Annotated in this window: 19 protein-coding genes; 6 read left to right on the top strand and 13 right to left on the bottom strand. The window is 74.8% G+C overall.

Going from position 1 to position 18,755, the window contains the following annotated elements; genetic code table 11:
- A partial coding sequence (locus tag NH342_RS06610; RefSeq protein WP_253012936.1) for a hypothetical protein occupies positions 1-202 on the bottom strand: 202 nt, incomplete at its 3' end.
- 122 nt (positions 203-324) lie between these two features.
- On the bottom strand, positions 325-1,497 hold the full coding sequence (locus NH342_RS06605; protein WP_253012934.1) for an MFS transporter: 1,173 nt from the start codon (positions 1,495-1,497) through the stop codon (positions 325-327).
- A gap of 54 nt (positions 1,498-1,551) precedes the next feature.
- On the opposite strand from NH342_RS06605, the gene NH342_RS06600 reads away from it, so the two are divergent.
- Positions 1,552-2,562 carry a zinc-binding alcohol dehydrogenase family protein gene (locus tag NH342_RS06600; RefSeq protein WP_253012932.1) on the top strand — a complete coding sequence of 337 codons (1,011 nt, stop codon included), beginning with the start codon at positions 1,552-1,554 and terminating at the stop codon, positions 2,560-2,562.
- A 105-nt stretch (positions 2,563-2,667) separates the two neighbouring features.
- Here the strand turns inward: NH342_RS06600 and NH342_RS06595 are convergent, their stop codons facing one another.
- From NH342_RS06595 to NH342_RS06580, 4 genes are read right to left on the bottom strand one after another with little or no spacing between them, the layout of a single operon-like run.
- The gene (locus NH342_RS06595) at positions 2,668-3,951 is read right to left on the bottom strand and encodes a cyclopropane-fatty-acyl-phospholipid synthase family protein (RefSeq protein ID WP_253012930.1); all 1,284 of its coding nucleotides are present in this window, start codon (positions 3,949-3,951) and stop codon (positions 2,668-2,670) included.
- The gene (locus NH342_RS06590; protein WP_253012928.1) at positions 3,948-4,748 is read right to left on the bottom strand and encodes a DUF1365 domain-containing protein; all 801 of its coding nucleotides are present in this window, start codon (positions 4,746-4,748) and stop codon (positions 3,948-3,950) included. Before NH342_RS06590 ends, NH342_RS06595 begins: the two co-directional genes overlap by 4 nt.
- Positions 4,745-6,040: an NAD(P)/FAD-dependent oxidoreductase gene (locus tag NH342_RS06585; protein ID WP_253012926.1), complete on the bottom strand. Its 1,296-nt coding sequence runs from the start codon at positions 6,038-6,040 to the stop codon at positions 4,745-4,747. The genes NH342_RS06590 and NH342_RS06585 overlap by 4 nt, the downstream gene beginning before the upstream one ends.
- Before the next feature lie 57 nt (positions 6,041-6,097).
- Positions 6,098-6,787: an alpha/beta hydrolase gene (locus NH342_RS06580; protein WP_253012921.1), complete on the bottom strand. Its 690-nt coding sequence runs from the start codon at positions 6,785-6,787 to the stop codon at positions 6,098-6,100.
- A gap of 105 nt (positions 6,788-6,892) precedes the next feature.
- Here NH342_RS06580 and NH342_RS06575 point away from each other — a divergent pair, with 105 nt between their 5' ends.
- From NH342_RS06575 to NH342_RS06565, 3 genes are all read left to right on the top strand, one after another.
- Positions 6,893-8,659 carry a bifunctional diguanylate cyclase/phosphodiesterase gene (locus NH342_RS06575; RefSeq protein ID WP_253012919.1) on the top strand — a complete coding sequence of 589 codons (1,767 nt, stop codon included), beginning with the start codon at positions 6,893-6,895 and terminating at the stop codon, positions 8,657-8,659.
- Between the two features lie 31 nt (positions 8,660-8,690).
- Positions 8,691-9,350, top strand: coding sequence for a peptide-methionine (S)-S-oxide reductase MsrA (gene msrA / locus NH342_RS06570; protein ID WP_253012917.1), 660 nt, complete (start codon positions 8,691-8,693; stop codon positions 9,348-9,350).
- Between the two features lie 147 nt (positions 9,351-9,497).
- Positions 9,498-10,589, top strand: a complete 1,092-nt coding sequence (locus NH342_RS06565; protein WP_253012915.1) for a class I SAM-dependent methyltransferase — start codon at positions 9,498-9,500, stop codon at positions 10,587-10,589.
- Positions 10,590-10,596: 7 nt separating this feature from the next.
- Here the strand turns inward: NH342_RS06565 and NH342_RS06560 are convergent, their stop codons facing one another.
- The 7 genes from NH342_RS06560 to uraD all read right to left on the bottom strand — a co-directional run bounded on the left by NH342_RS06560 (position 10,597) and on the right by uraD (position 15,922).
- Positions 10,597-11,103 carry a phosphoribosyltransferase gene (locus NH342_RS06560; RefSeq protein ID WP_253012913.1) on the bottom strand — a complete coding sequence of 169 codons (507 nt, stop codon included), beginning with the start codon at positions 11,101-11,103 and terminating at the stop codon, positions 10,597-10,599.
- Positions 11,104-11,116: 13 nt separating this feature from the next.
- Positions 11,117-12,037 carry a pseudouridine-5'-phosphate glycosidase gene (locus NH342_RS06555; protein WP_253012911.1) on the bottom strand — a complete coding sequence of 307 codons (921 nt, stop codon included), beginning with the start codon at positions 12,035-12,037 and terminating at the stop codon, positions 11,117-11,119.
- Positions 12,034-12,921 (bottom strand): PfkB family carbohydrate kinase, encoded by an 888-nt coding sequence (locus tag NH342_RS06550; RefSeq protein ID WP_253012909.1) that lies wholly within the window; start codon positions 12,919-12,921, stop codon positions 12,034-12,036. The genes NH342_RS06555 and NH342_RS06550 overlap by 4 nt, the downstream gene beginning before the upstream one ends.
- A gap of 34 nt (positions 12,922-12,955) precedes the next feature.
- Positions 12,956-13,966: a LacI family DNA-binding transcriptional regulator gene (locus tag NH342_RS06545; protein WP_253012907.1), complete on the bottom strand. Its 1,011-nt coding sequence runs from the start codon at positions 13,964-13,966 to the stop codon at positions 12,956-12,958.
- Positions 13,967-14,158: 192 nt separating this feature from the next.
- Complete coding sequence (gene pucL / locus NH342_RS06540) at positions 14,159-15,049, bottom strand: factor-independent urate hydroxylase (protein WP_253012905.1); 891 nt, start codon at positions 15,047-15,049, stop codon at positions 14,159-14,161.
- Positions 15,050-15,095: 46 nt separating this feature from the next.
- Complete coding sequence (gene uraH / locus NH342_RS06535; RefSeq protein WP_253012903.1) at positions 15,096-15,428, bottom strand: hydroxyisourate hydrolase; 333 nt, start codon at positions 15,426-15,428, stop codon at positions 15,096-15,098.
- Entirely contained in the window at positions 15,425-15,922 is a 498-nt protein-coding gene (gene uraD, locus NH342_RS06530; protein WP_253012901.1) for a 2-oxo-4-hydroxy-4-carboxy-5-ureidoimidazoline decarboxylase, read from the bottom strand. The genes uraH and uraD overlap by 4 nt, the downstream gene beginning before the upstream one ends.
- A gap of 44 nt (positions 15,923-15,966) precedes the next feature.
- Between uraD and aceB the strand changes: the two genes are divergently transcribed.
- Together aceB and NH342_RS06520 are read left to right on the top strand one after the other, a co-directional pair.
- Positions 15,967-17,535 carry a malate synthase A gene (gene aceB, locus NH342_RS06525; protein ID WP_253012899.1) on the top strand — a complete coding sequence of 523 codons (1,569 nt, stop codon included), beginning with the start codon at positions 15,967-15,969 and terminating at the stop codon, positions 17,533-17,535.
- A gap of 9 nt (positions 17,536-17,544) precedes the next feature.
- A complete protein-coding gene (locus NH342_RS06520; protein WP_253012896.1) occupies positions 17,545-18,744 on the top strand; it encodes an aldolase in 1,200 nt (399 codons plus the stop codon).
- The last annotated feature ends 11 nt before the right edge of the window (positions 18,745-18,755 follow it).

Below are 18,755 nucleotides of genomic sequence, written 5' to 3'. Positions count from 1 at the left end.
CCGCGACCGGCACGGCCGGTGCCGTGACCTGCTCCGCGGGCGCGGTGACCTGCTGCGTGACCCCGCCGAGCAGCGAGGTGGCGGGCTCCTGCGCGGAGGCGGCGGCCTGGCCGGCCAGCCAGAGGCCGGTGCCCATCCCCGCGACCGCGAGCGTGCGGAGCGCGAGCCGCGCCGGGCGCGCGGGGCGGCGGGATGCGGACATCCGGCTCACCTCCACGCACGATCATCGGGCGACTACGACCAGTGAACCGGACGAAGCCGTCTCGCGGAGGCCGAGACGGGTCGCCCGATGGGTGGAAATGCGGACCGGACGGTCACGTACCGTCATCCGTCCGAGGGAGTGGGGTTCCGGCGGGTGAGCAGCGCGGCGGTTGCCGACAGCGCCAGCACCAGGACGGCGAGCGCGGCCGCCGCCGTGGTCAGCGAGGACGCGGTGGCGATCTCCCCGACCCCGACCACCGGCACGGTGATGCCCAGGTAGGCGACCACGAAGAAGCTCGAGGTCACCGCCGCCCGCTCCTCCTCCGAGGCCAGCCCGCCCACCCGCGCGACGGCCGACTGGAAGGAGAACCCCACGCCCGCACCGCCGACCACCGCGGCGAGCAGGAACAGCGGGAGCGACCCGGCGGCCAGCGCCCCGACCACCGTCGCCGTGCCCGCGGGCAGCAGGACCGCCCCGACCAGCGCGGCCCGGTCGGGCTCCCAGCGCTGCACCAGCAACTGGCAGACCACGGCGGCCGCGAACATCACCGCCACCGACAACCCGACCAGCTGCGGACCCGGGTCGCCGAGCTCCTGCCCGAGGAAGGACGACGTCAGCGACGTGAACAGGCCCAGCACGGCGAAGGCGGCGAACCCGCCCACCGCGGCCGCGACGAACCGGGCCCGGGTCCCGTGCGGCACGGACAGCCGCTGCGGCCGGACCGCGCCGGCCAGGCCGCCGGTGCGCGGCCGGGTCTCGGGCACCCGGCCCAGCGCCGTCGCCGGCAGCAGCAGCACGAGGAACGCCAGGTAGGGCGCGACGGTGGGCCCGGGCAGGTGCTGCGCGACCACCCCGGACACCACCGGACCCAGGCCGAGGCCACCCATGTTGGCCACCGTCGCCAGCGTGGTCGCCGTCCGGCGGTCGGGGTGCAGCTCGGTGATGGCCGCCGTCGCCGTCCCGGTGGTCAGCCCGACCGACAGCCCCGAGAGCACCCGGGCGACCAGCAGCCCCAGCAGCGTCGGGGCGAGCAGGAAGACCAGCGTGGAGGCCACCGCGATCCCCACCGCCAGGGCCAGCACCGGCCGGCGGCCCACCCGGTCCGACAGCCCGCCACCCAGCAGCAGCGCGGTCAGGGTGCCGACCGCGTAGGCGGCGAACACCACGGTCACCTGCAGCTCGGACAGCTCCAGCGACCGCACGTAGAACGGGTAGAGCGGAGCGGGCACCGTGCCGCCCAGCATGACCACGGTGAAGACCCACACGACCAGCCCGACCGCACCGCGTCCCCGCACGGGCCGACGCTAGACCGGGGAAGCGACCGCGGCCGGGCGGGGTTGGCACCGGGCATGACGACCCCGCGCACGACGACGGCCATCGCCTCCCTGCGACCGGGGGACGTCGACGCCCCCGACTCGTTCGCCACCGTGGAGCTGGAGCTGCCGCCGTTGGGCCCGCACGACCTGCTGGTCGACGTCCGGGCGGTGTCGGTGAACCCGGTCGACGGCAAGGTGCGCTCCTCCTTCGACCCCGCGGAGGCGCCGAAGGTGCTCGGCTTCGACGCCGCGGGCACGGTCACCGCGGTGGGGGAGGCCGTGACCCGGTTCGCCTTCGGCGACGACGTCTACTACGCCGGCTCCATCGCCCGGCCCGGGACGAACGCGCAGCTGCACGTGGTCGACGAGCGGGTGGTGGGCCCGAAGCCGGCCAGCCTGTCCTTCGCCGACGCCGCCGCGCTGCCGCTGACCACCATCACCGCCTGGGAGACCCTGTTCGACCGGCTCGGCCTGGACGCCGACAGCACCGGCACGATCCTGGTCGTCGGCGGCGCGGGTGGCGTCGGGTCGATGGTCGCCCAGCTGGCCCGGGCGCTGACCCGGCTGACCGTGGTCGCCACCGGCGCCCGGCCGGAGTCGGTGGCGTGGGCCCGCGACATGGGTGCGCACCACGTGGTCGACCACCACGACCTGGTGGCCGCCGTCCGCGCCGTGGCCCCGGGCGGCGTCGACCACGTCTTCTCCGCCTTCTCCGAGGGCAACGTCGAGGCCTACGCGCAGCTGCTGCCGGTGCACGGCGAGGTGGTGGCCATCGACGACCCGGTCGGGCTGGACCTGCTGCCGCTGAAGCCCAAGGCGCAGACCTGGCACTGGGAGTTCATGTTCGCCCGCCCGCTGCACCTGCCCGAGGACGCCCACCAGCACGAGCTGCTCACCGAGGTCGCCCGCCTGGTCGACGCCGGCCGGCTGCGGACGACGGCGACCACCCGCCTGCAGGGCATCACCGAGGCCAACCTCCGCGAGGCCCACCGACAGGTGGACGCCGGCGGCGTCGTCGGCAAGGTCGTGCTCGAGCGCGGGTGACCCGCCCCCGGGTATCGGAAGCTCCACCCCGGCCGACGCACCGGCTGACGGGGGTAGAGCTTCCGATACCCCGGGGGGCCGGAGCTCGTCCGCCGTGCGGGGGCGCTACGCGGGGAAGGGGTTCCTCGCCAGGCCGAGCTGGCTGACGCCGAGGTAGCCCGAGCGGAAGCCGGCCTCGCAGTAGGCGAGGTAGAACTCCCACATCCGGCGGAACGTGCCGTCGAAGGCGCCGTCCAGCGTGGGCCAGGCGGCCAGGAACCGGTCCCGCCACAGGTGCAGGGTCTGCGCGTAGTGCGGGCCCAGGTCGCGGCGCTCGACCACCGACAGGCTGGTGTGGGCAGCCAGGTTGTCCTCGATGGAGCGGATCGAGGGGATGATGCCGCCCGGGAACACGTACTTGTGGATCCACGTGTAGCTGCGGCGGGTGGCCATCATCCGGTCGTGCGGCATGGTGATCGACTGCAGCCCGACCCGGCCGCCGGGGGCCAGCAGGGTGTCCAGCGCGGTGAAGTAGGTCGCCCAGAACTTCTCGCCCACCGCCTCGATCATCTCGACCGAGACGACCGCGTCGTACCGGCCGCGGGCGTCGCGGTAGTCGCACAGCTGGACGTCGACCAGGTGGTCCACCCCGGCCTCGGCAGCCCGGGAGCGGGCCAGCGCCTGCTGCTCGGTCGACAGGGTCAGCGTGGTCACCCGGGCACCGCGCTGCGCGGCCCGGATCGCCAGCCCGCCCCAGCCCGACCCGATCTCCAGCACGTGCATGCCCTCGCCCACCCGGGCGAGGTCCAGCACGCCGTCGATCTTGCGCCGCTGGGCGTCCTCGAAGGAGTCGCCGGGCTCGAACCAGGCCGAGGAGTAGCTCATCGTTTCGTCGAGGAAGGCCTCGAACAGCTGGTTGGACAGGTCGTAGTGCCGGCTGATGTTGTGCCGGCTGTTCTCCTTGGTGTTCTCCTCGCCGATCGGCTGGGTGCGCTCGACGAGGTGGCGCAGCCGCTGGAACGCCGGGTGGACGAGGGAGGACATCCGGGCGGCGAACGGGGTGAGCAGGTCGGCCAGGTCGGTGCCGGGCCCCGTCGTCCAGTCGCCGGTCATGTAGGCCTCGCCGAAGCCGATCTTGGCGTCGGCACCCAGGCGGTGGAAGAAGGCGTCCGGGCGGACCAGGGTCATGGTCGGGGCCTGCCGGTCGCCGGCGCCGAGCACCGTGCCGTCGGGGAGCACGGCGCGCACGGGCAGCGTCGACACCGCGTGCCGGAACAGCCGCTCGGCCACCGCAGCGCGCAGCGGGGACCGGGGCGCGGTCGCCAGCCCGGGCCAGTGCGCCTCGTCGGGACGGGGCACGGGGAAGCGGGCGTCCTCGTGGCGTCCGGGGTTGTGGTGCACCGTGGTCATGACCTGTCCTCGTTCGCGTGCGGGGTGAGCTGCCGGGGGGTGTTCGTACCGACCCCTGCCGGCGGATCGTGCGTCGGCCGGGGCACGACCGGCAACCGGCGCGCCCACAGCCGGATGCCCTGCCACCGGATGAGCGTGGCCACCCACAGGCTCATGAGCGGCCAGCGCAGGATCGTACGGACGACGGCGCCGGTGCCCGCCGCGCGTGCCCGCCCCCGCAGGGTGGCCACGAACGGGGTCCGGCCGCCGACCTGCAGCGCCATCGTCACGTGCAGCTGCTCGCCGGGGCCGGTGAACCGCATGAGGTAGCGGCCGTCGACGGTGTTGAACGGCGAGACGTAGAAGTCCTTCTCCGCCTCGGCGCGGCCGGCGTCGTCGGGGTGCAGCAGGTAGGCGTGCCGCTCCCCGTAGGTGTTGTGCACCTCGGCGACGATGCAGGCCAGCGATCCGTCGGCCCGGTAGCACCAGTGCGTGGACAGCGGGTTGAACACGTGCGGCCCGCTGCGCGCGTTGGCCATCATCACCACGCGGTCGACGTCGGCCACCCCGTGCAGCGCGGTGAACCGGACCACGTTGGCCTTGATCGTCGACGCCGGGTCGCCGAGGTGGTCGGCGGCGTCGAACCGGGCCGCCCACCGCAGCCCGCGCGGCAGCCGCGGCAGGTCGTCGAGGTCGACCAGCCACAGGTAGCCGCCGTACTCGAAGCCGTTCTCGAGCGGGTACGTGCGGCGGTGCCCCACCCGGACGTCGTAGAGCGCCGGCAGCGTCGTCGGCGTCCAGTCGACGGCCGGGCTCACCATCCGCTGCCCAGGGACTGCGCCGCGCGGACGCCGGAGGCGCAGCCGTCCTCGTGGAAGCCCCAGCCGTGGTAGGCGCCGGCGAACGCCGTCCGGCCGGTGTTGAGCTCCGGGAGCCGGCGCTGGGCGGCGACCGAGGTGGGGGTGTACTCGGGGTGGTCGTAGACCATCCGGCGCAGCACGGTCGAGGGGTCGACCCGGTCGGTGGCGTTGAGCGAGACCAGGTAGTCCACCGGCTCGTCGACGTCGTGCAGCTTGTTCATCCAGTAGGTGACCTGGACGGCGTCGGTGTCGACGGCGCAGCCGGGCATGCGGTAGTTCCAGGAGGCACGGGCCTGGGCCGCCCTCGGCATGATCGAGGCGTCGGTGTGCAGCAGCGTCTCGTTGCGGGAGTAGCTGAACGCGCCCAGCACCTCGCGCTCGGCGTCGGTGGGGTCGGCGAGCAGCTGGAGTGCCTGGTCGGGGTGGGTGGCGACCACGACGACGTCCGCGGCGTGCCGCTCACCGTCGGCGTCGAGGAGCTCCACGCCGTCCACGTGCCGGGTGAGCGCGGTGATGCCGGTGCCGGTCTGCACGCCGGTGAGGCCCTTCGCGGCCTTCTCCACGTAGGCGCGGGAGCCGCCGGTGACCGTGCGCCACTGCGGGGACCCGCTCACCGAGAGCATCCCGTGGTGGGCGAGGAACCGGAACAGGTACAGCGCGGGGTACTGCAGCGACGTGCCGGTGCCCGAGGACCACACGCAGGACACCACCGGGACCATGAAGTGCCGGACGAAGTAGTCCGAGTACCCCCCCAGGGCCAGGAACGCCCCCAGGGTCAGCCCGTCGAACTCGGTGCTGCCGCCGTCCCGCTGGTCACCGCCGGCGAGGTCCACCAGCCGCTGGGCCTGGCGGTGGAACTTCTTCACCTCGACCAGCATCCGCAGGTAGGCCGGGTTGGCCAGCTGCCTGCGCTGGGCGAACACGCCGGGCAGCCCGCGGGCGCCGGCGTACTCCAGCCCGCAGCCCTCGCAGACGATCGACATGCTCATCTCGGTGGGCTGGGTGGCCACGCCGAGCTCGCGGAAGAGCCGGAGCAGGTTCGGGTAGGTGCGCTCGTTGTGCACGATGAACCCGGTGTCGATCGGGATGACCCGGTCGTCGGGGGTCTGCACGTCGTGGGTGTGGGCGTGCCCGCCGAGGCGGCCGTCGGTCTCGAAGAGCGTGACGTCGTGCGTGCGCTGCAGCAGGTACGCGGCGGTGAGCCCGGAGACCCCGGAACCCACGACGGCGGCGGTCGGTCGGTTGCGCACGGCGGACATCTTCTTCTCCTCGGCAGGCGGGGCGCCCCCCGGTACCGCTGAGAAGGGTCAGAGCGGGACGGCGAGGCCCTCCGGGCTGGGTTGCTGGAGAGCGTTCGCGACGTCGGCGCGCATCGGTTCGAGCCCGGTGCCGGCGAGGACGACGTCGCGGGCGAAGGTGTGCCAGGTGTGCCCCCTGCGCAGCATCGAGTGCCCACCGGGCAGGGTGAACCGGGCGACCCGGGCACCGGCCCGCCGCGCGCGGACGGCGAAGTCGGCCGACAGCTTCGCCGGCACCCACCGGTCACCGCGCCCGTGCAGGATCGCCACCGTCTGCCCGCGCAGCTGCATGACCGGCTCACCGGGCGGCGTCCACGGGGCCAGCGCGCAGACCGCGGTCACCTGCGGGTCGCCCCCGGCCTTCAGCGCGGCCCGCCCGCCCATCGAGTGCCCGACCAGCACGACCGGGACGTCGCGGCCGTGCTCGGCGCGCAGCTGCTCGATCGCCCACTGCACGTCCTTGAAGGCGTCGGCTGCCTCGCCGTTCCAGCCCGCGACGCGGTAGCGCACCAGCGCGGTCTCGATCCCGCGCCCGCCCAGGTCGTCGCGGACGAAACGCTCGAAGGCCCGCATCCGCACCAGCGACAGCGCGCGGTCCTTCGGCGGGGCCTGGCTGGCGGCGGTGCCGCCGTGGCAGAACAGGGCCACGCCGCGGGTCTCGCCGTCGACGGGCTGGCGCTCGAGCTGGGGATCGGTCACCTGCACCCTTCGATCGTCGGCCGTGTGCGGTTCGACCGCACCCCAAGGGGTGAGCCCGGTCGTCGTCCTCTGCACCGGATCCGGGGCGCTGCCGAGATGCACCCCATGACCTCGTGGCTCGCCGGCCGGCGCACCGGTTCGTCGCTGGCCGCCCCGGAGTGGGCGGCGCGGCACCGGTGGATCACCCGGGCGGCGCTGGCGCAGGCCGTCTGCCTGGCCCTGCTGACCGGCGCCCTCGACCACGGCCGGGGTCCGGCGGCGCTGGTGCTGCTGGGGACCGGGCTGCCGGCCGCGCTGGCCACCCGCGAGACCTGGCCCGCGCGGGTCCGCACCGTGCTGACCACGCTGTCCCTCACCACGGGTGCGGCCCTGCTGGTGCCGGTCACCGGCGAGGGCGAGGCCTTCACCTGGATGCTGCTGGCCATCGCGGTGTGCGCCCTCTACCAGGACTGGGTCATCGTGCCCACCGCGGTCGTGGTCGCCGTCCTGGACTTCGCGGTGGTCGTCTTCCGCCCCCACGAGCTCGACCCCTACGACCTGCTGCCGGTGGTGGCCACGCTCCTGGTCTGCCTGGTGCACCACCGCACCTGGCAGCTGGCCGAGGACACCGCCCGCACCGACCCGTTGACCGGGCTGGGCAACCGCCGGCTGCTGGCCGAGGCCACCGACCGGATGCTGCGCCAGGACGGGCCCGTGAGCGTGCTGTTCTGCGACCTGGACGGCTTCAAGGGCGTCAACGACAGCCGCGGCCACCAGTTCGGCGACCAGCTGCTGGCCGAGGTGGCCGCCCGCCTCGGCGCCGCGGTGCGCAGCGGCGACCTGGTCGTGCGGCTGGGCGGCGACGAGTTCGCCGTCCTGGTGCCCGGCCCGGCCGTGCACGCCGCCGACGTCGCCCGCCGGCTGCAGACCGCGGTGCGGGTGCCGGTGCAGCTCACCGGCCGACCGGTCACCGTGACGGCCAGCATCGGGGTCGCGACCACGGCCACCGCCGTCCGCCGGGACGCCGAGGAGCTGCTGCGCCACGCCGACGTCGCGATGTACCAGGCCAAGGCCACCGGCCGGGACCGCGTCGTCACCTTCGCCCCGGGCATGGCCGAGGCCGTGCTGGACCGGGTCGAGCTCGCCGAGGACCTCACCGCCGCGATGGCGGCCGGGGACCAGCTGTCCCTGCACTACCAGCCCGTCGTCACCCTGCCCGACGGCCGGGTGCACGGCCACGAGGCGCTGCTGCGCTGGCGGCACCCCACCCGCGGACCGGTGCCCCCGCTGCAGTTCGTGCCGATCGCCGAGCAGACCGGGGCGATCGGGGCACTGGGCGCCTGGGTGCTGCGCCGGGCCGTCACCGACGCCGCCGCCGGGCTGACCGGGGGACCCGGCCCCAGCCGCGTCGCGGTGAACGTCTCGGCGGTGCAGCTGGCCGACGAGGGGTTCGTCGACGGCGTCGCCGCGGCGCTCGCCGACAGCGGGCTGCCCCCGCACCTGCTGGTGCTCGAGGTCACCGAGAGCGTGCTGGCCGACGACGTGGACGCCGTCTGCGCCCGGCTGCAGGCCGTCCGGGACCTCGGCGTCGCGATCGCCATCGACGACTTCGGCACGGGCTACTCCAGCCTGTCCTACCTGCGCCGGCTGCCGGTCGACATCGTCAAGATCGACCGCAGCTTCGTCACCGACCTGGCTCGCGGCGGGTCCGCGACCACCTTGGTGGCCTCGATCCTCGAGCTGGCCCGCAGCCTGTCCCTGCAGGTCGTCGCCGAGGGCGTGGAGAACGCCGGGCAGCAGGCCGCGCTGGCCGACCTGGGCTGCTCGTTCGCCCAGGGGTACCTGTTCGGCCGGCCCGCGCCCCTGCCGGAGCGGGTGCTGCTGGAGGACTGAGCGGGTTGCGGGTCGGTCCTACATTCGGGGCATGTCGTTCTTCTCCCGCGCCGCCAAGACCCAGCCGGTGTCCGCCGAGGACGCCCTGCCAGGCCGCTCCACCGAGCTCCCGCACGTCCCCGAGCTGCACGCGGTCAACGGCAACCGGATCAAGCCGCCCTTCCCCGACGGCCTGCAGACCGCCGTCTTCGGCGCCGGCTGCTTCTGGGGCGTGGAGAAGGTGTTCTGGCAGCTGCCCGGGGTGTACTCCACCGCGGTGGGCTACGCCGGCGGGCACACCCCCAACCCCACCTACGAGGAGGTGTGCTCGGCGCGCACCGGGCACACCGAGGTCGTGCTGGTGGTCTTCGACCCCGCGCAGATCTCCTACGACGTGCTGCTCAAGGAGTTCTGGGAGGAGCACGACCCCACCCAGGGCATGCGCCAGGGCAACGACGTCGGCACCCAGTACCGGTCGGCGGTCTACTACGTCACCGACGAGCAGAAGGTCGCCGCCGAGGCCTCCCGCGAGGCGTACCAGGCCCGGCTGGACGCCGCGGGCTACGGCGCGATCACCACCGAGATCCTCCCGCTGGGCGAGTTCTACTACGCCGAGGACTACCACCAGCAGTACCTCTACAAGGTCCCCAACGGCTACTGCCCGGTCAACGGCACCGGCGTGAGCTGCCCGGTCGGCCTCACCGGCGTCTGAGCTGCGCACACGGCGACCCCGCGGGCCGCACCGCGGCCAGGAGCCGTCCCCCTGCGCCGACGAGCGCGTCCGTCGATCGATCGCGGGACCCTCCGGGCCCCACTCCTCACGACCTGAGCTCGAGAGGGCTGGGGCAGAGTGGACCGGGTGGCCTTCCTCGACCAGCTCCGCCGTGACCCCGACGTCGAGGCGCCCGACCTGGTGGCCGTCGACGCCACCGACCGGCTGCTGCTCGACGAGGCCGCCGCGGCCGTCGCCGCCCACCCCGACGGCGTGCTCACCGTCGGGGACACCCACGGTGCGCTGACCCTCGGCGCGATCGCGCTGCACGGGGCGACCGGCGTCCGGGCGCACACCGACCTGCTGGTCGCCGAGCTCGCGATCGCGGCCAACGCCGAGCGGACCGGCACCACCGGGTTCACGGCCCAGCCGCAGCTGGACGCCACCGGCGCCCGCGTCGTCCTGGTGCAGGCACCCAAGGCGCTGGACGCGCTGCGGGAGGTCGCCGAGGTGGTCGCGGCCGGTGCGGACCCCTCCGTCACCGTCTACGTGGGCGCGCGGGTCAAGCACATGACCCGCGCGATGAACGACGTCCTGGGCGACTCGTTCACCGACGTGCACGCCACGCTGGCCCGGCAGAAGTCCCGGCTGCTGGTCGCCACCGGCCCGCGCCCGGGCCCGTCGTCCTTCCCGCGGACGGCGGAGCACCCCGACGTCGGGGTCACCGTCGTCGCGCACGGTGCGGCGTTCGCCGGCACCAAGGTCGACCTCGGCACCCGCGCCCTGCTCGCCGCGCTGCCGGCCGCGGGCAGCGGGAGCGCGGTCGACCTCGGCTGCGGCACCGGCGTGCTCGCGGTGGCCCTGGCCCGCGCCGGGTTCGACGTGCTGGCCTCCGACGCCTCCGCCGCCGCGGTGGCCTCGGCGGCGGCGACCGCGGCGGCCAACGGCGTCGCCGGCCGGGTGCGCGTGACCCGGGACGACGCCCTGGCGGGGGTCGAGCCGGGCAGCGTGGACCTGGTGGTGTGCAACCCGCCCTTCCACCAGGGGACGACGGTGCACGCCGGCATCGCCGACCGGCTGTTCGCCGCGGCGGGCCGGGTGCTGCGCCCGGGCGGTGAGCTGCTCACGGTCTACAACTCGCACCTGCCGCACCGGGCCGCCCTGCGCCGGCTGGTCGGGCCCACCCGTCAGCTCTCCCGCGACCCGAGGTTCACCGTCACCGCGTCCCGGAGGCTCTGAGCCCGGGTCAGTGCGCGAGGCCGCCGCGGCGGTTCACGACGGGCGGCTGCACCGACCAGGGGAAGTCGATCCAGGCGTCGGTGCGCTTCCAGACGTAGTCGCACTTCACGACCGAGCGCGGCTTCTCGTAGACCACCGCGGAGCGGACCTCGGCGACGTAGCCAGCGCAGAAGTCGCGCACCAGCTCCAGCGTCTTGCCGGTGTCGGCGACGTCGTCGGCGATGAGCACGTTCGAGCCGGTGAGGTCCACCCGGTCGAGGTTCGGCGGCAGCATGACCGGCAGGTCGAGCCGCTCGTCGACGCCGGTGTAGAACTCCACGTTCATCACGAAGAGGTTCTTCACGTCCAGCGCGTAGCCCAGCGCTCCGCCGAGGAACAGACCGCCGCGGGCGATGGCCAGGATCAGGTCGGGCTCGTAGCCGTCGTCGGCGACCTGGTGGGCGAGGTCGCGGCCCGCCGTCCCGAACGTCTCGTAGGTCAGCGTCTCGCGTCCCGGTGCCGTCACGCCGGTCATCCTGGCACCCCGATCAGTGCTCGAGCAGTGCCGCGGCCACCTGGGCGGCCACGGCCGCGTTGTTCTCGGCCAGGGCCAGGTTGGCCGGGATCGACTCGCCGTCGGTCTCGGCCTCGATGCGGGCCAGCACGAACGGGGTGACCTTGGGGCCGCGGACGCCGGCGTCGTCGGCGGCGGCCAGCGCGCGCAGCATCTTCGCCTCGATCTGCTCGGCGGGGATCTCCGCCGCTTCGGGGATCGGCACGGTCAGCAGGACACCGAGGTCCTCGCGCAGCCGGTTGCGCAGCACGCCCGCGACGGTGGCGGCGTCCTCGACCCGGTGCGGCACGGCCAGGCCGACCGAGCGGGAGTAGAAGGCCGGGAAGTCGTCGTGCCGCCAGCCGAGCACGGGGACGCCGATGGCCTCGAGGTGCTCCAGCGTGCGGGGCAGGTCCAGGAACGCCTTGGCGCCGGCGCAGACGGTGACGAGCGGGTGGCTGGCCAGCGCGTCCAGGTCGGCGGAGACGTCGCCGGTGGTCTCGACCCCACGGTGCACGCCGCCGATGCCGCCGGTGGCGAACACCTCGATGCCGGCCGCGTGGGCCAGCGCGACCGAGGCCGACACCGTGGTCATGCCCTCGGCCCAGCGCTGGGCGATCGCGACGGGGACGTCCCGCTCGGCGACCTTGGAGCTGCCGGTGAGCACCCGGTCGACGTCCTCGGGGGCCAGACCGACCCGGGGCCGGCCGTCGAGGACGGCGGTGACGGCCGGGACGGCGCCGGCGGCGCGGACGGCGGCCTCGCAGCGGTCGAAGGCCTCCCGGTTGCCCGGCGCGGGCAGGCCGAGGTTGGAGAAGATCGTCGACTCCATGGCCACGACGGGTGTTCCCTCGGCCAGGGCGGTGGCGACCTCGTCGGCGACGACGAGTCCGATGCGGTCGGCGGTGCTGGTCATGCGGTGTCTCCCAGGGGGGTCGGGTCGAGGACGGCGCCCGGCTGCTGCAGGACGCGGGCGGCCAGCGCGTGGCCGGCCCGGACGGCGGAGGCCACGGCGTCGCCGGTGGTCGAGGTGGTGGGCGAGGTGGGGAGCGTGGTGAGGAACCCGGCGGCGAACGCGTCGCCGGCGCCGGTGGTGTCGCGGACGGCGGCGACCGGGTCGACGGGGACCCGGGTGGTCGTGCCGTCGGCCGTGGTGACGGTGGTGGCGGCGGCGCCGGCCTTGACCACCGTGGTGCGCGCGCCGGGCACCGGCCCGAGGGCGAGGGCCTCCTCGGCGTTCGCGATGAGCACGTCGGGGTCCAGGCGGGCGATGGCCGCGCGGAGCACGCCGGCGCCCAGCCGGGTGACCAGGTCGACGGAGGAGACGTCGACGCTGGTCAGCGCGCCGGCGGCCCGTGCGGCGGCGAACAGGGTGGCCACCGCGGCGGCGGGCCCGGGGGTGGCCAGCGCGTAGGCGGGGGCGTGCACCACGGTGGCCCCGTCGACGCAGGAGGCCGGCGGGTCGGCCAGCTCGGCGGCGGCCCCGCGGTCGGGGACCATCGTGCGCTCGCCGGCGGGGTCGACCAGCACGACGATGCTGCCCGTGCGCCCGGCCCGCTGCACGCAGACCTCGACGCCGGCGGCCTCGAGCCCGGCGGTCAGGACGGCGCCGAGGGGGTCGTCGCCGACGCGCCCGACGAACCGGGTGCGGGCCCCGGTGGCGGCGGCGAAGACCGCGACGTTGGCCGCGCTGCCGCCCCGGGTGCGCACCACCCGTCCGGGGTTGTCGGTGCCGTGCTGCAGGGGGCCCTCGGTCCAGACGACGACGTCCTCGACCACGTCGCCGATGCAGACGAGCACGGGTCCTCCCGTTGGTTAAGCGCTTAACCCGACGCTACCACGGTGCAGGCCCCGTGCTGCCGCGGACGACCAGCCGGGCGGGCAGCACCACCGGCTCCGGGTCGGGGACGGTGCCGTCGATGACCTCGGAGAGCAGGACCGCGCCCCGGCGGCCGAGCTCTCGGGCCGGGAGCGCGACCGTGGTCAGCGGCGGGGCGGACACCGCGGCGAACGGGATGTCGTCGAAGGCCGCGACCGACAGCCCGCCCGGCACCGGGACCCCCGCGGTCGCCAGCGCCGAGAGCACCCCGAGCGCCTGCACGTCGGTCGCGGTGACCACTGCGGTCGCCCCCGCCCGCTGCCAGCCCTCCAGCGCGGCCGCGGCCCGGGCCACCGCGTCGCCGAGGTCGATGCCGGAGCGGTCACCGGTGACGACGGCGCCGGGCACCCACCGGGTGAACTCCTCGGTGAACGCCGTCCGGCGCTCGACGAAGGTGGACCAGGGCCGGTTGCTGTCCAGGAACACCACGTGCCGGTGGCCCAGGCCGGCCAGGTGGGCGGCCAGCTCCCGGGCGCCGACGGTGACGTCCATGGAGACCTGGTGGCCGCCGGCAGCGGGGTCGTCCAGGTGCACGACCGGCAGGTCGGGCCGGCCGGCGGGCAGCGTGCCGGGGTAGTTGATCAGCACCCCGTCCACCGTGGCTGCACCGACCGGCTCGACGTCGGGTTCCGCGTCGTCGGAGGCGAGCAGGAGCAGCAGGTGGCCGGTGCCCTCGGTGGCCTCGGCGATGCCAGCGGCCGCGCCCGCCGCGACCTGGGCGGTGAACGGGTTGGTCATGTCGTGGGCCAGCAGCGCGACCTGGCGGCGCCGGCCGGTGGCCAGTGCGCGGGCGGAGGCGTCGGTGACGTAGCCGAGCGCGGCGATGGCGTCGAGCACGCGCAGCCGGGTGGCGGGGGAGACCCGGCCCTCGGCCTTGCCGTTGACCACGAAGGAGACCGTCGCGACCGAGACCCCTGCGCGGGCGGCGACGTCGACCGCCCGGGCCCGGCGGGGCGGTCTGGTCATCGAGCTCGGCCTCCCTCCGGTGCTGGTCGGACCCTAACCCTGTGCGCTCGGGCGGTGCCCGACGGATGACCCCTCTGCGCCGCGATGATCAGGGAGGTTGATCGACGTCCGTCCTGGTCCACCAGATCTCGCGAGGGAGGACGGAGTTCGATCAACCTCCCTGATCCATGCCGGGCGGACGGCAGGACGGGGTCAGACGAAGCCGGGGGTGCCCTGCCAGGCGACCTCGGCCGGGGGCACGTCGTCGCGCAGCACGGTCCCCTCGATGAGCCCGTAGGGCCGGTCGTCGGCGTGGTAGACGACGTCGGGGTTGTCCAGGCCGAACGCCGACAGGTCCTGCAGGAAGTGGTGCTTGTTCGGCATCGACAACCGGACCTCGGCCACCTCGGGCACGGTCTCCAGCACCGCGGCGCCCATCGCGTGCAGGGTCTGCTGCAGGGCCAGGGAGTGGGTGGAGGCGAAGGCCTCGAGCATCGCCGTCCGCACGGTGTCGTACGTGCCCGACCAGTCCAGGTCGGTCGACGTGTAGCGCCAGCGCGCGGTCACCGCGGTGGCGAGGATCCGCTCCCGGGTCTCGGCCAGGGTGGTGTAGGCGTCGCGCGGGAAGCCCCAGAACTCCGACCCGGTCGACTTCAGCACCACCAGGTCGGTCAGCCCCGCCACCACGTGCAGCTCGGACTCGTCGGCCGTGACGACGGCGGTGCGCACCTCGGCACCGGCCCGGCGGAAGGCGTGGTCGTGCGGGGTCCCGCCGACGGCGATCCGGTCCCAGCCGTAGGACTCCAGCGCCACCCGGGCCCCGCTGATCCACGGGTAGGACCCCGCGAAGTGGGTGGCCAGCCGGATCCCGAACGCCTCGGGGGAGGAGATCCCGTCGCGGGCGAAGGCGAACACGGTGTTCTTCTGCGCGTCGGTGGTCAGCACGTGGGCGTTGTCGCCGGTCAGGTGCGCCGCGGAGAAGTCGCCGCGCAGCGCCGAGCTGACGTTGAGGTCCACGAGGGTGTGCCGGGGGGTGGAGCGGTCGACCGCGACCACCCGCACCTCGGCCTTCCCGTACTGGTTGGGTCCGAGCACGATCGCCATGAGGTCACCTTCCCCGATCTCGATGTCAGCGGTGTTGCACGTGGAACTAAGAGCCCCGGTAGGTCGAGAAGGCGAACGGGGCCAGCAGCAGCGGCACGTGGTGGTGCGCCGACCCGTCGACGACGGTGAAGTCCAGGCTCACCGTCGGGTAGAAGGTCTCCCGGCCCTGCCCGGCGAACCACGCCCCGGTCGCGAACACCACGCGGTGGGCGCCGGTGCCGGTGTCGTGGTCGGCCAGCCGGAACCGGCCGTCGGCGTCGGTCACGCCCTCCCCGAGCAGCTCGGGACCGTCCGTCGCGGAGACGGCGAACAGCTGCACGACCATGCCCGCGGCGGGCCGGCCCAGCACCGAGTCCAGCACGTGGGTCGACACGCTCACGACGCCACCAGCGTCCGCACCCGCAGCTCGGTGATCTGCGCGAGCTGCTCGACCACCTCGGGCCGCTCCTGGTCCCGGGTGTGCGCCAACCGCCGGCGCAGCTCGGCCAGCATGTCCTCCGGCGACCGCCCGGCCGCCCGGACGAGGAAGACGTGGTCGAACCGGGCCTCGTAGTCCCGGTTCCCGGCCAGGATCGCCGCCCGGACGTCGTCCCCGGCCCCGGTCATCGACGCCTGCTCGCGCCGGGACGACGACGCCTCCGCCGAGTCGCCGGGCACCCGGTCACCTATCCGCGGGTGCGCGGCCAGTGCCTGCGCCACCGCGTCCCACGGCAACGAGCGGGACACCTCCCCGGCCCGGTCCACCAGGGCGTCCACCGAGGGGTAGGGGCGGCCCGACGCCACGGCGGGGGCGAACGGTCCGGCCGCGTTGCACGACCGCAGCGCCGTCGTCACCTCGTCGTCGGGGGCGGTGTTGAAGCTGGCCAGGTCCACGGCTGCGAGGATGCCAGGACCAGCCCCGATCTACAGGAGTGCGCATGGTCGACGTCCAGGTGGTCGGACCCGAGGTCGAGCGGTCGGGGGAGGTGCTCACCCCGGAGGCCCTGCAGTTCGTCGGCACCCTGCAGCACCTGTTCGGCGCGTCCCGCGACGAACTGCTCGCCGCACGGGCCCGCCGGCGGCAGGCGATCGCCGACGGCGAACCGCTGGACTTCCTGGCCGAGACCGCCGACGTGCGGTCCGGTGACTGGCAGGTGCCCCCGCCGCCGCCGGGGCTGACCCGCCGTCGGGTGGAGATCACCGGGCCCACCGAGCCCAAGATGGCGATCAACGCGCTCAACTGCGGCGCCGACGTGTGGCTGGCCGACCTCGAGGACGCCAACACCCCGCACTGGCACAACGTGGTGACCGGGCAGCTCGTCCTGAAGGACGCCGTCCGCGGGTCGCTGGAGTTCACCAGCCCCGAGGGCAAGCACTACGCCGTCCGGCCCGACGCCGTGCTGCCCACGATCGTGCCCCGTCCCCGCGGCTGGCACCTGGACGAACGGCACCTGCTCGTCGACGGGGACCCGGTGGTCGGCGCGCTCGTCGACGCCGGGCTCTACCTGTTCCACAACGCGCAGGCCCAGCTCGACCGCGGCAGCGGCCCCTACTTCTACCTGCCGAAGATGGAGAGCCACCTCGAGGCGCGGCTGTGGGCCGACGTGTTCGTGCACTGCGAGCGCGAGCTCGGCCTGCCGCGCGGGTCGATCCGCGCCACCATGCTGGTCGAGACCATCCCGGCCGCCTTCGAGATGGAGGAGCTGCTCTACGAGCTGCGCGAGCACGCCACCGGCCTCAACGCCGGCCGCTGGGACTACCTGTTCAGCGTGGTCAAGGTCTTCCGGGACGCCGGCCCGGAGTTCGTGCTGCCCGACCGCTCGGCGGTGACCATGACCGCCCCGATGATGCGGGCCTACACCCAGGCGCTGGTGGCCACCTGCCACCGCCGGGGCGCGATGGCCATCGGCGGCATGGCCGCGCAGATCCCCAGCCGTCGCGACGCCGAGGCCAACGAGCGCGCGCTGGCCAAGGTCCGCGAGGACAAGACGCGCGAGGCCGGCGACGGCTTCGACGGCTCCTGGGTCGCCCACCCGGACCTGGTGCCGGTGTGCCGCGAGGTGTTCGAGCGGGTGCTGGGCACCGCGGACAACCAGCTGGGTGCCTGGCAGGACGTCCAGGTGACCCGGGAGCAGCTGCTCGACGTCGCCGGTGTCCCCGGCGAGCGCACCGAGGCGGGCCTGCGGGCCAACGTCGAGGTCGGCATCCGGTACCTGGCCGCGTGGCTGGCCGGCAACGGCGCGGTCGGCATCCACGGGCTCATGGAGGACGCCGCCACCGCGGAGATCTCCCGCTCCCAGGTCTGGCAGTGGCTGCGCGGTGGCGTCGTCCTGGACACCGGCGAGACGGTGACCCCCGAGCTGGTGCACCGGGTCATCGAGGAGGAGGTCGCCGGCATCGGCGAGCTCGACCGGCTGGAGGACGCCCGCCGGCTGTTCGAGCAGGTCGCGCTCGCCGAGGACTTCCCCGACTTCCTCACCCTCCCCGCCTACTCCCTCATCGACTAGGGCCGGCTCGTGGTCCCGGACGAGGTGCTGGCCGAGCTGGACCGGGCGCTGGAGCCGGTCGACGCGGCCCGGGGGGCGGCCTACCCCGGGGAGCCGTCGACCCGCCAGCCGGTGCACACCTGCTACGTGCCGGCCGACGCCGTCGTCCCCGGGCTGGTCGGCTCGTGGGGCGAGCGGGCGCTGACCGCCCTCGACGACCACGGCCTGCCCGACCTGGGTCTGCCCGGCGACCTGGTGGAGCAGGTGCTGCCCCGGGTGCGCGCGAAGCTGGCCGCGGAGCCGGTCGAGGACCTGCGGGTCGACAGCGAGGACGGCTACCGCGGTCCGCCCGACCGGGAGGACGACGACGTCGCCCGGGCCGCGGCCGTGCTGGCGGCGGAGCCGGGGTTGCCGGCGTTCTGGGGTACCCGCGCCAAGTCGCTGGAGGGACCGACCCGCCGGCGCGGCGTCCGCTCGCTGGACCTGTTCCTCGGCGGCCTGGCCGGCCGGGGCCGCGCGGTCGTCACGCTGCCCAAGGTCACCGCGGTCGAGCAGGTCGCGGCGTTCCTGCCCGTGCTCGACGCGCTGGAGCAGGCGCACGGCCTCGCGCTGGACCTCGAACTGCAGGTGGAGACCCCGCAGGCGGTGCTCGGGGCCGACGGTGCGGCGACCCTGGCCGCGATGCTGCACGCCGCGCGCGGCCGGGTCACCGGGCTGCACTACGGCACCTACGACTACTCGGCCTCCCTGGGCATCAGTGCCGCCCACCAAGCCAGCGACCACCCCGCCGCCGACCACGCCAAGGCGACCATGCAGGTGGCGGTGGCCGGCACGGGCGCGCGGGCGGTCGACGGCTCCACCAACGTGCTGCCGGTCGGCTCGCGCGAGCAGGTGCAGGCGGCCTGGCGGCTGCACGCCGGGCTCGTCCGGCGGGCGCTGGAGCGCGGCTTCTACCAGGGCTGGGACCTGCACCCGGCACAGCTGGTCACCCGCTACACGGCCACCTACGCGTTCTTCCGGGCCGCGCTGCCGGCCGCCGGTGCGCGGCTGGCGGCCTACACCGCCCGGGTGGACGGCGGGGTGCTCGACGAGCCGGCGACGGCGCGGGCGCTGGCCGGGGTGCTGCTGCGCGGGCAGGACTGCGGCGCGCTGGACGACGCCGAGGTCGCGGCGGCCGCCGGCGTCGACCGCACGGCCCTGGACGCGCTGGCCGGCCGCCCGCCCCGCTGAGCCCGGCGCGC

Source organism: Klenkia sp. PcliD-1-E (assembly GCF_024124375.1).
GTDB lineage: Bacteria > Actinomycetota > Actinomycetes > Mycobacteriales > Geodermatophilaceae > Klenkia.
This window is presented reverse-complemented; position numbering and strand designations above follow the sequence as displayed.

Excerpts from the sequence above, each read along its gene's own strand:
- NH342_RS06545 (WP_253012907.1), bottom strand. The coding sequence starts at position 13,966 with ATGACCAGACCGCCCCGCCGGGCCCGGGCGGTCGACGTCGCCGCCCGC.
- NH342_RS06575 (WP_253012919.1), top strand. The coding sequence starts at position 6,893 with ATGACCTCGTGGCTCGCCGGCCGGCGCACCGGTTCGTCGCTGGCCGCC.
- NH342_RS06555 (WP_253012911.1), bottom strand. The coding sequence starts at position 12,037 with ATGACCAGCACCGCCGACCGCATCGGACTCGTCGTCGCCGACGAGGTC.
- pucL (WP_253012905.1), bottom strand. The coding sequence starts at position 15,049 with ATGGCGATCGTGCTCGGACCCAACCAGTACGGGAAGGCCGAGGTGCGG.
- msrA (WP_253012917.1), top strand. The coding sequence starts at position 8,691 with ATGTCGTTCTTCTCCCGCGCCGCCAAGACCCAGCCGGTGTCCGCCGAG.
- aceB (WP_253012899.1), top strand. The coding sequence starts at position 15,967 with ATGGTCGACGTCCAGGTGGTCGGACCCGAGGTCGAGCGGTCGGGGGAG.
- NH342_RS06560 (WP_253012913.1), bottom strand. The coding sequence starts at position 11,103 with ATGACCGGCGTGACGGCACCGGGACGCGAGACGCTGACCTACGAGACG.
- NH342_RS06595 (WP_253012930.1), bottom strand. The coding sequence starts at position 3,951 with ATGACCACGGTGCACCACAACCCCGGACGCCACGAGGACGCCCGCTTC.
- NH342_RS06600 (WP_253012932.1), top strand. The coding sequence starts at position 1,552 with ATGACGACCCCGCGCACGACGACGGCCATCGCCTCCCTGCGACCGGGG.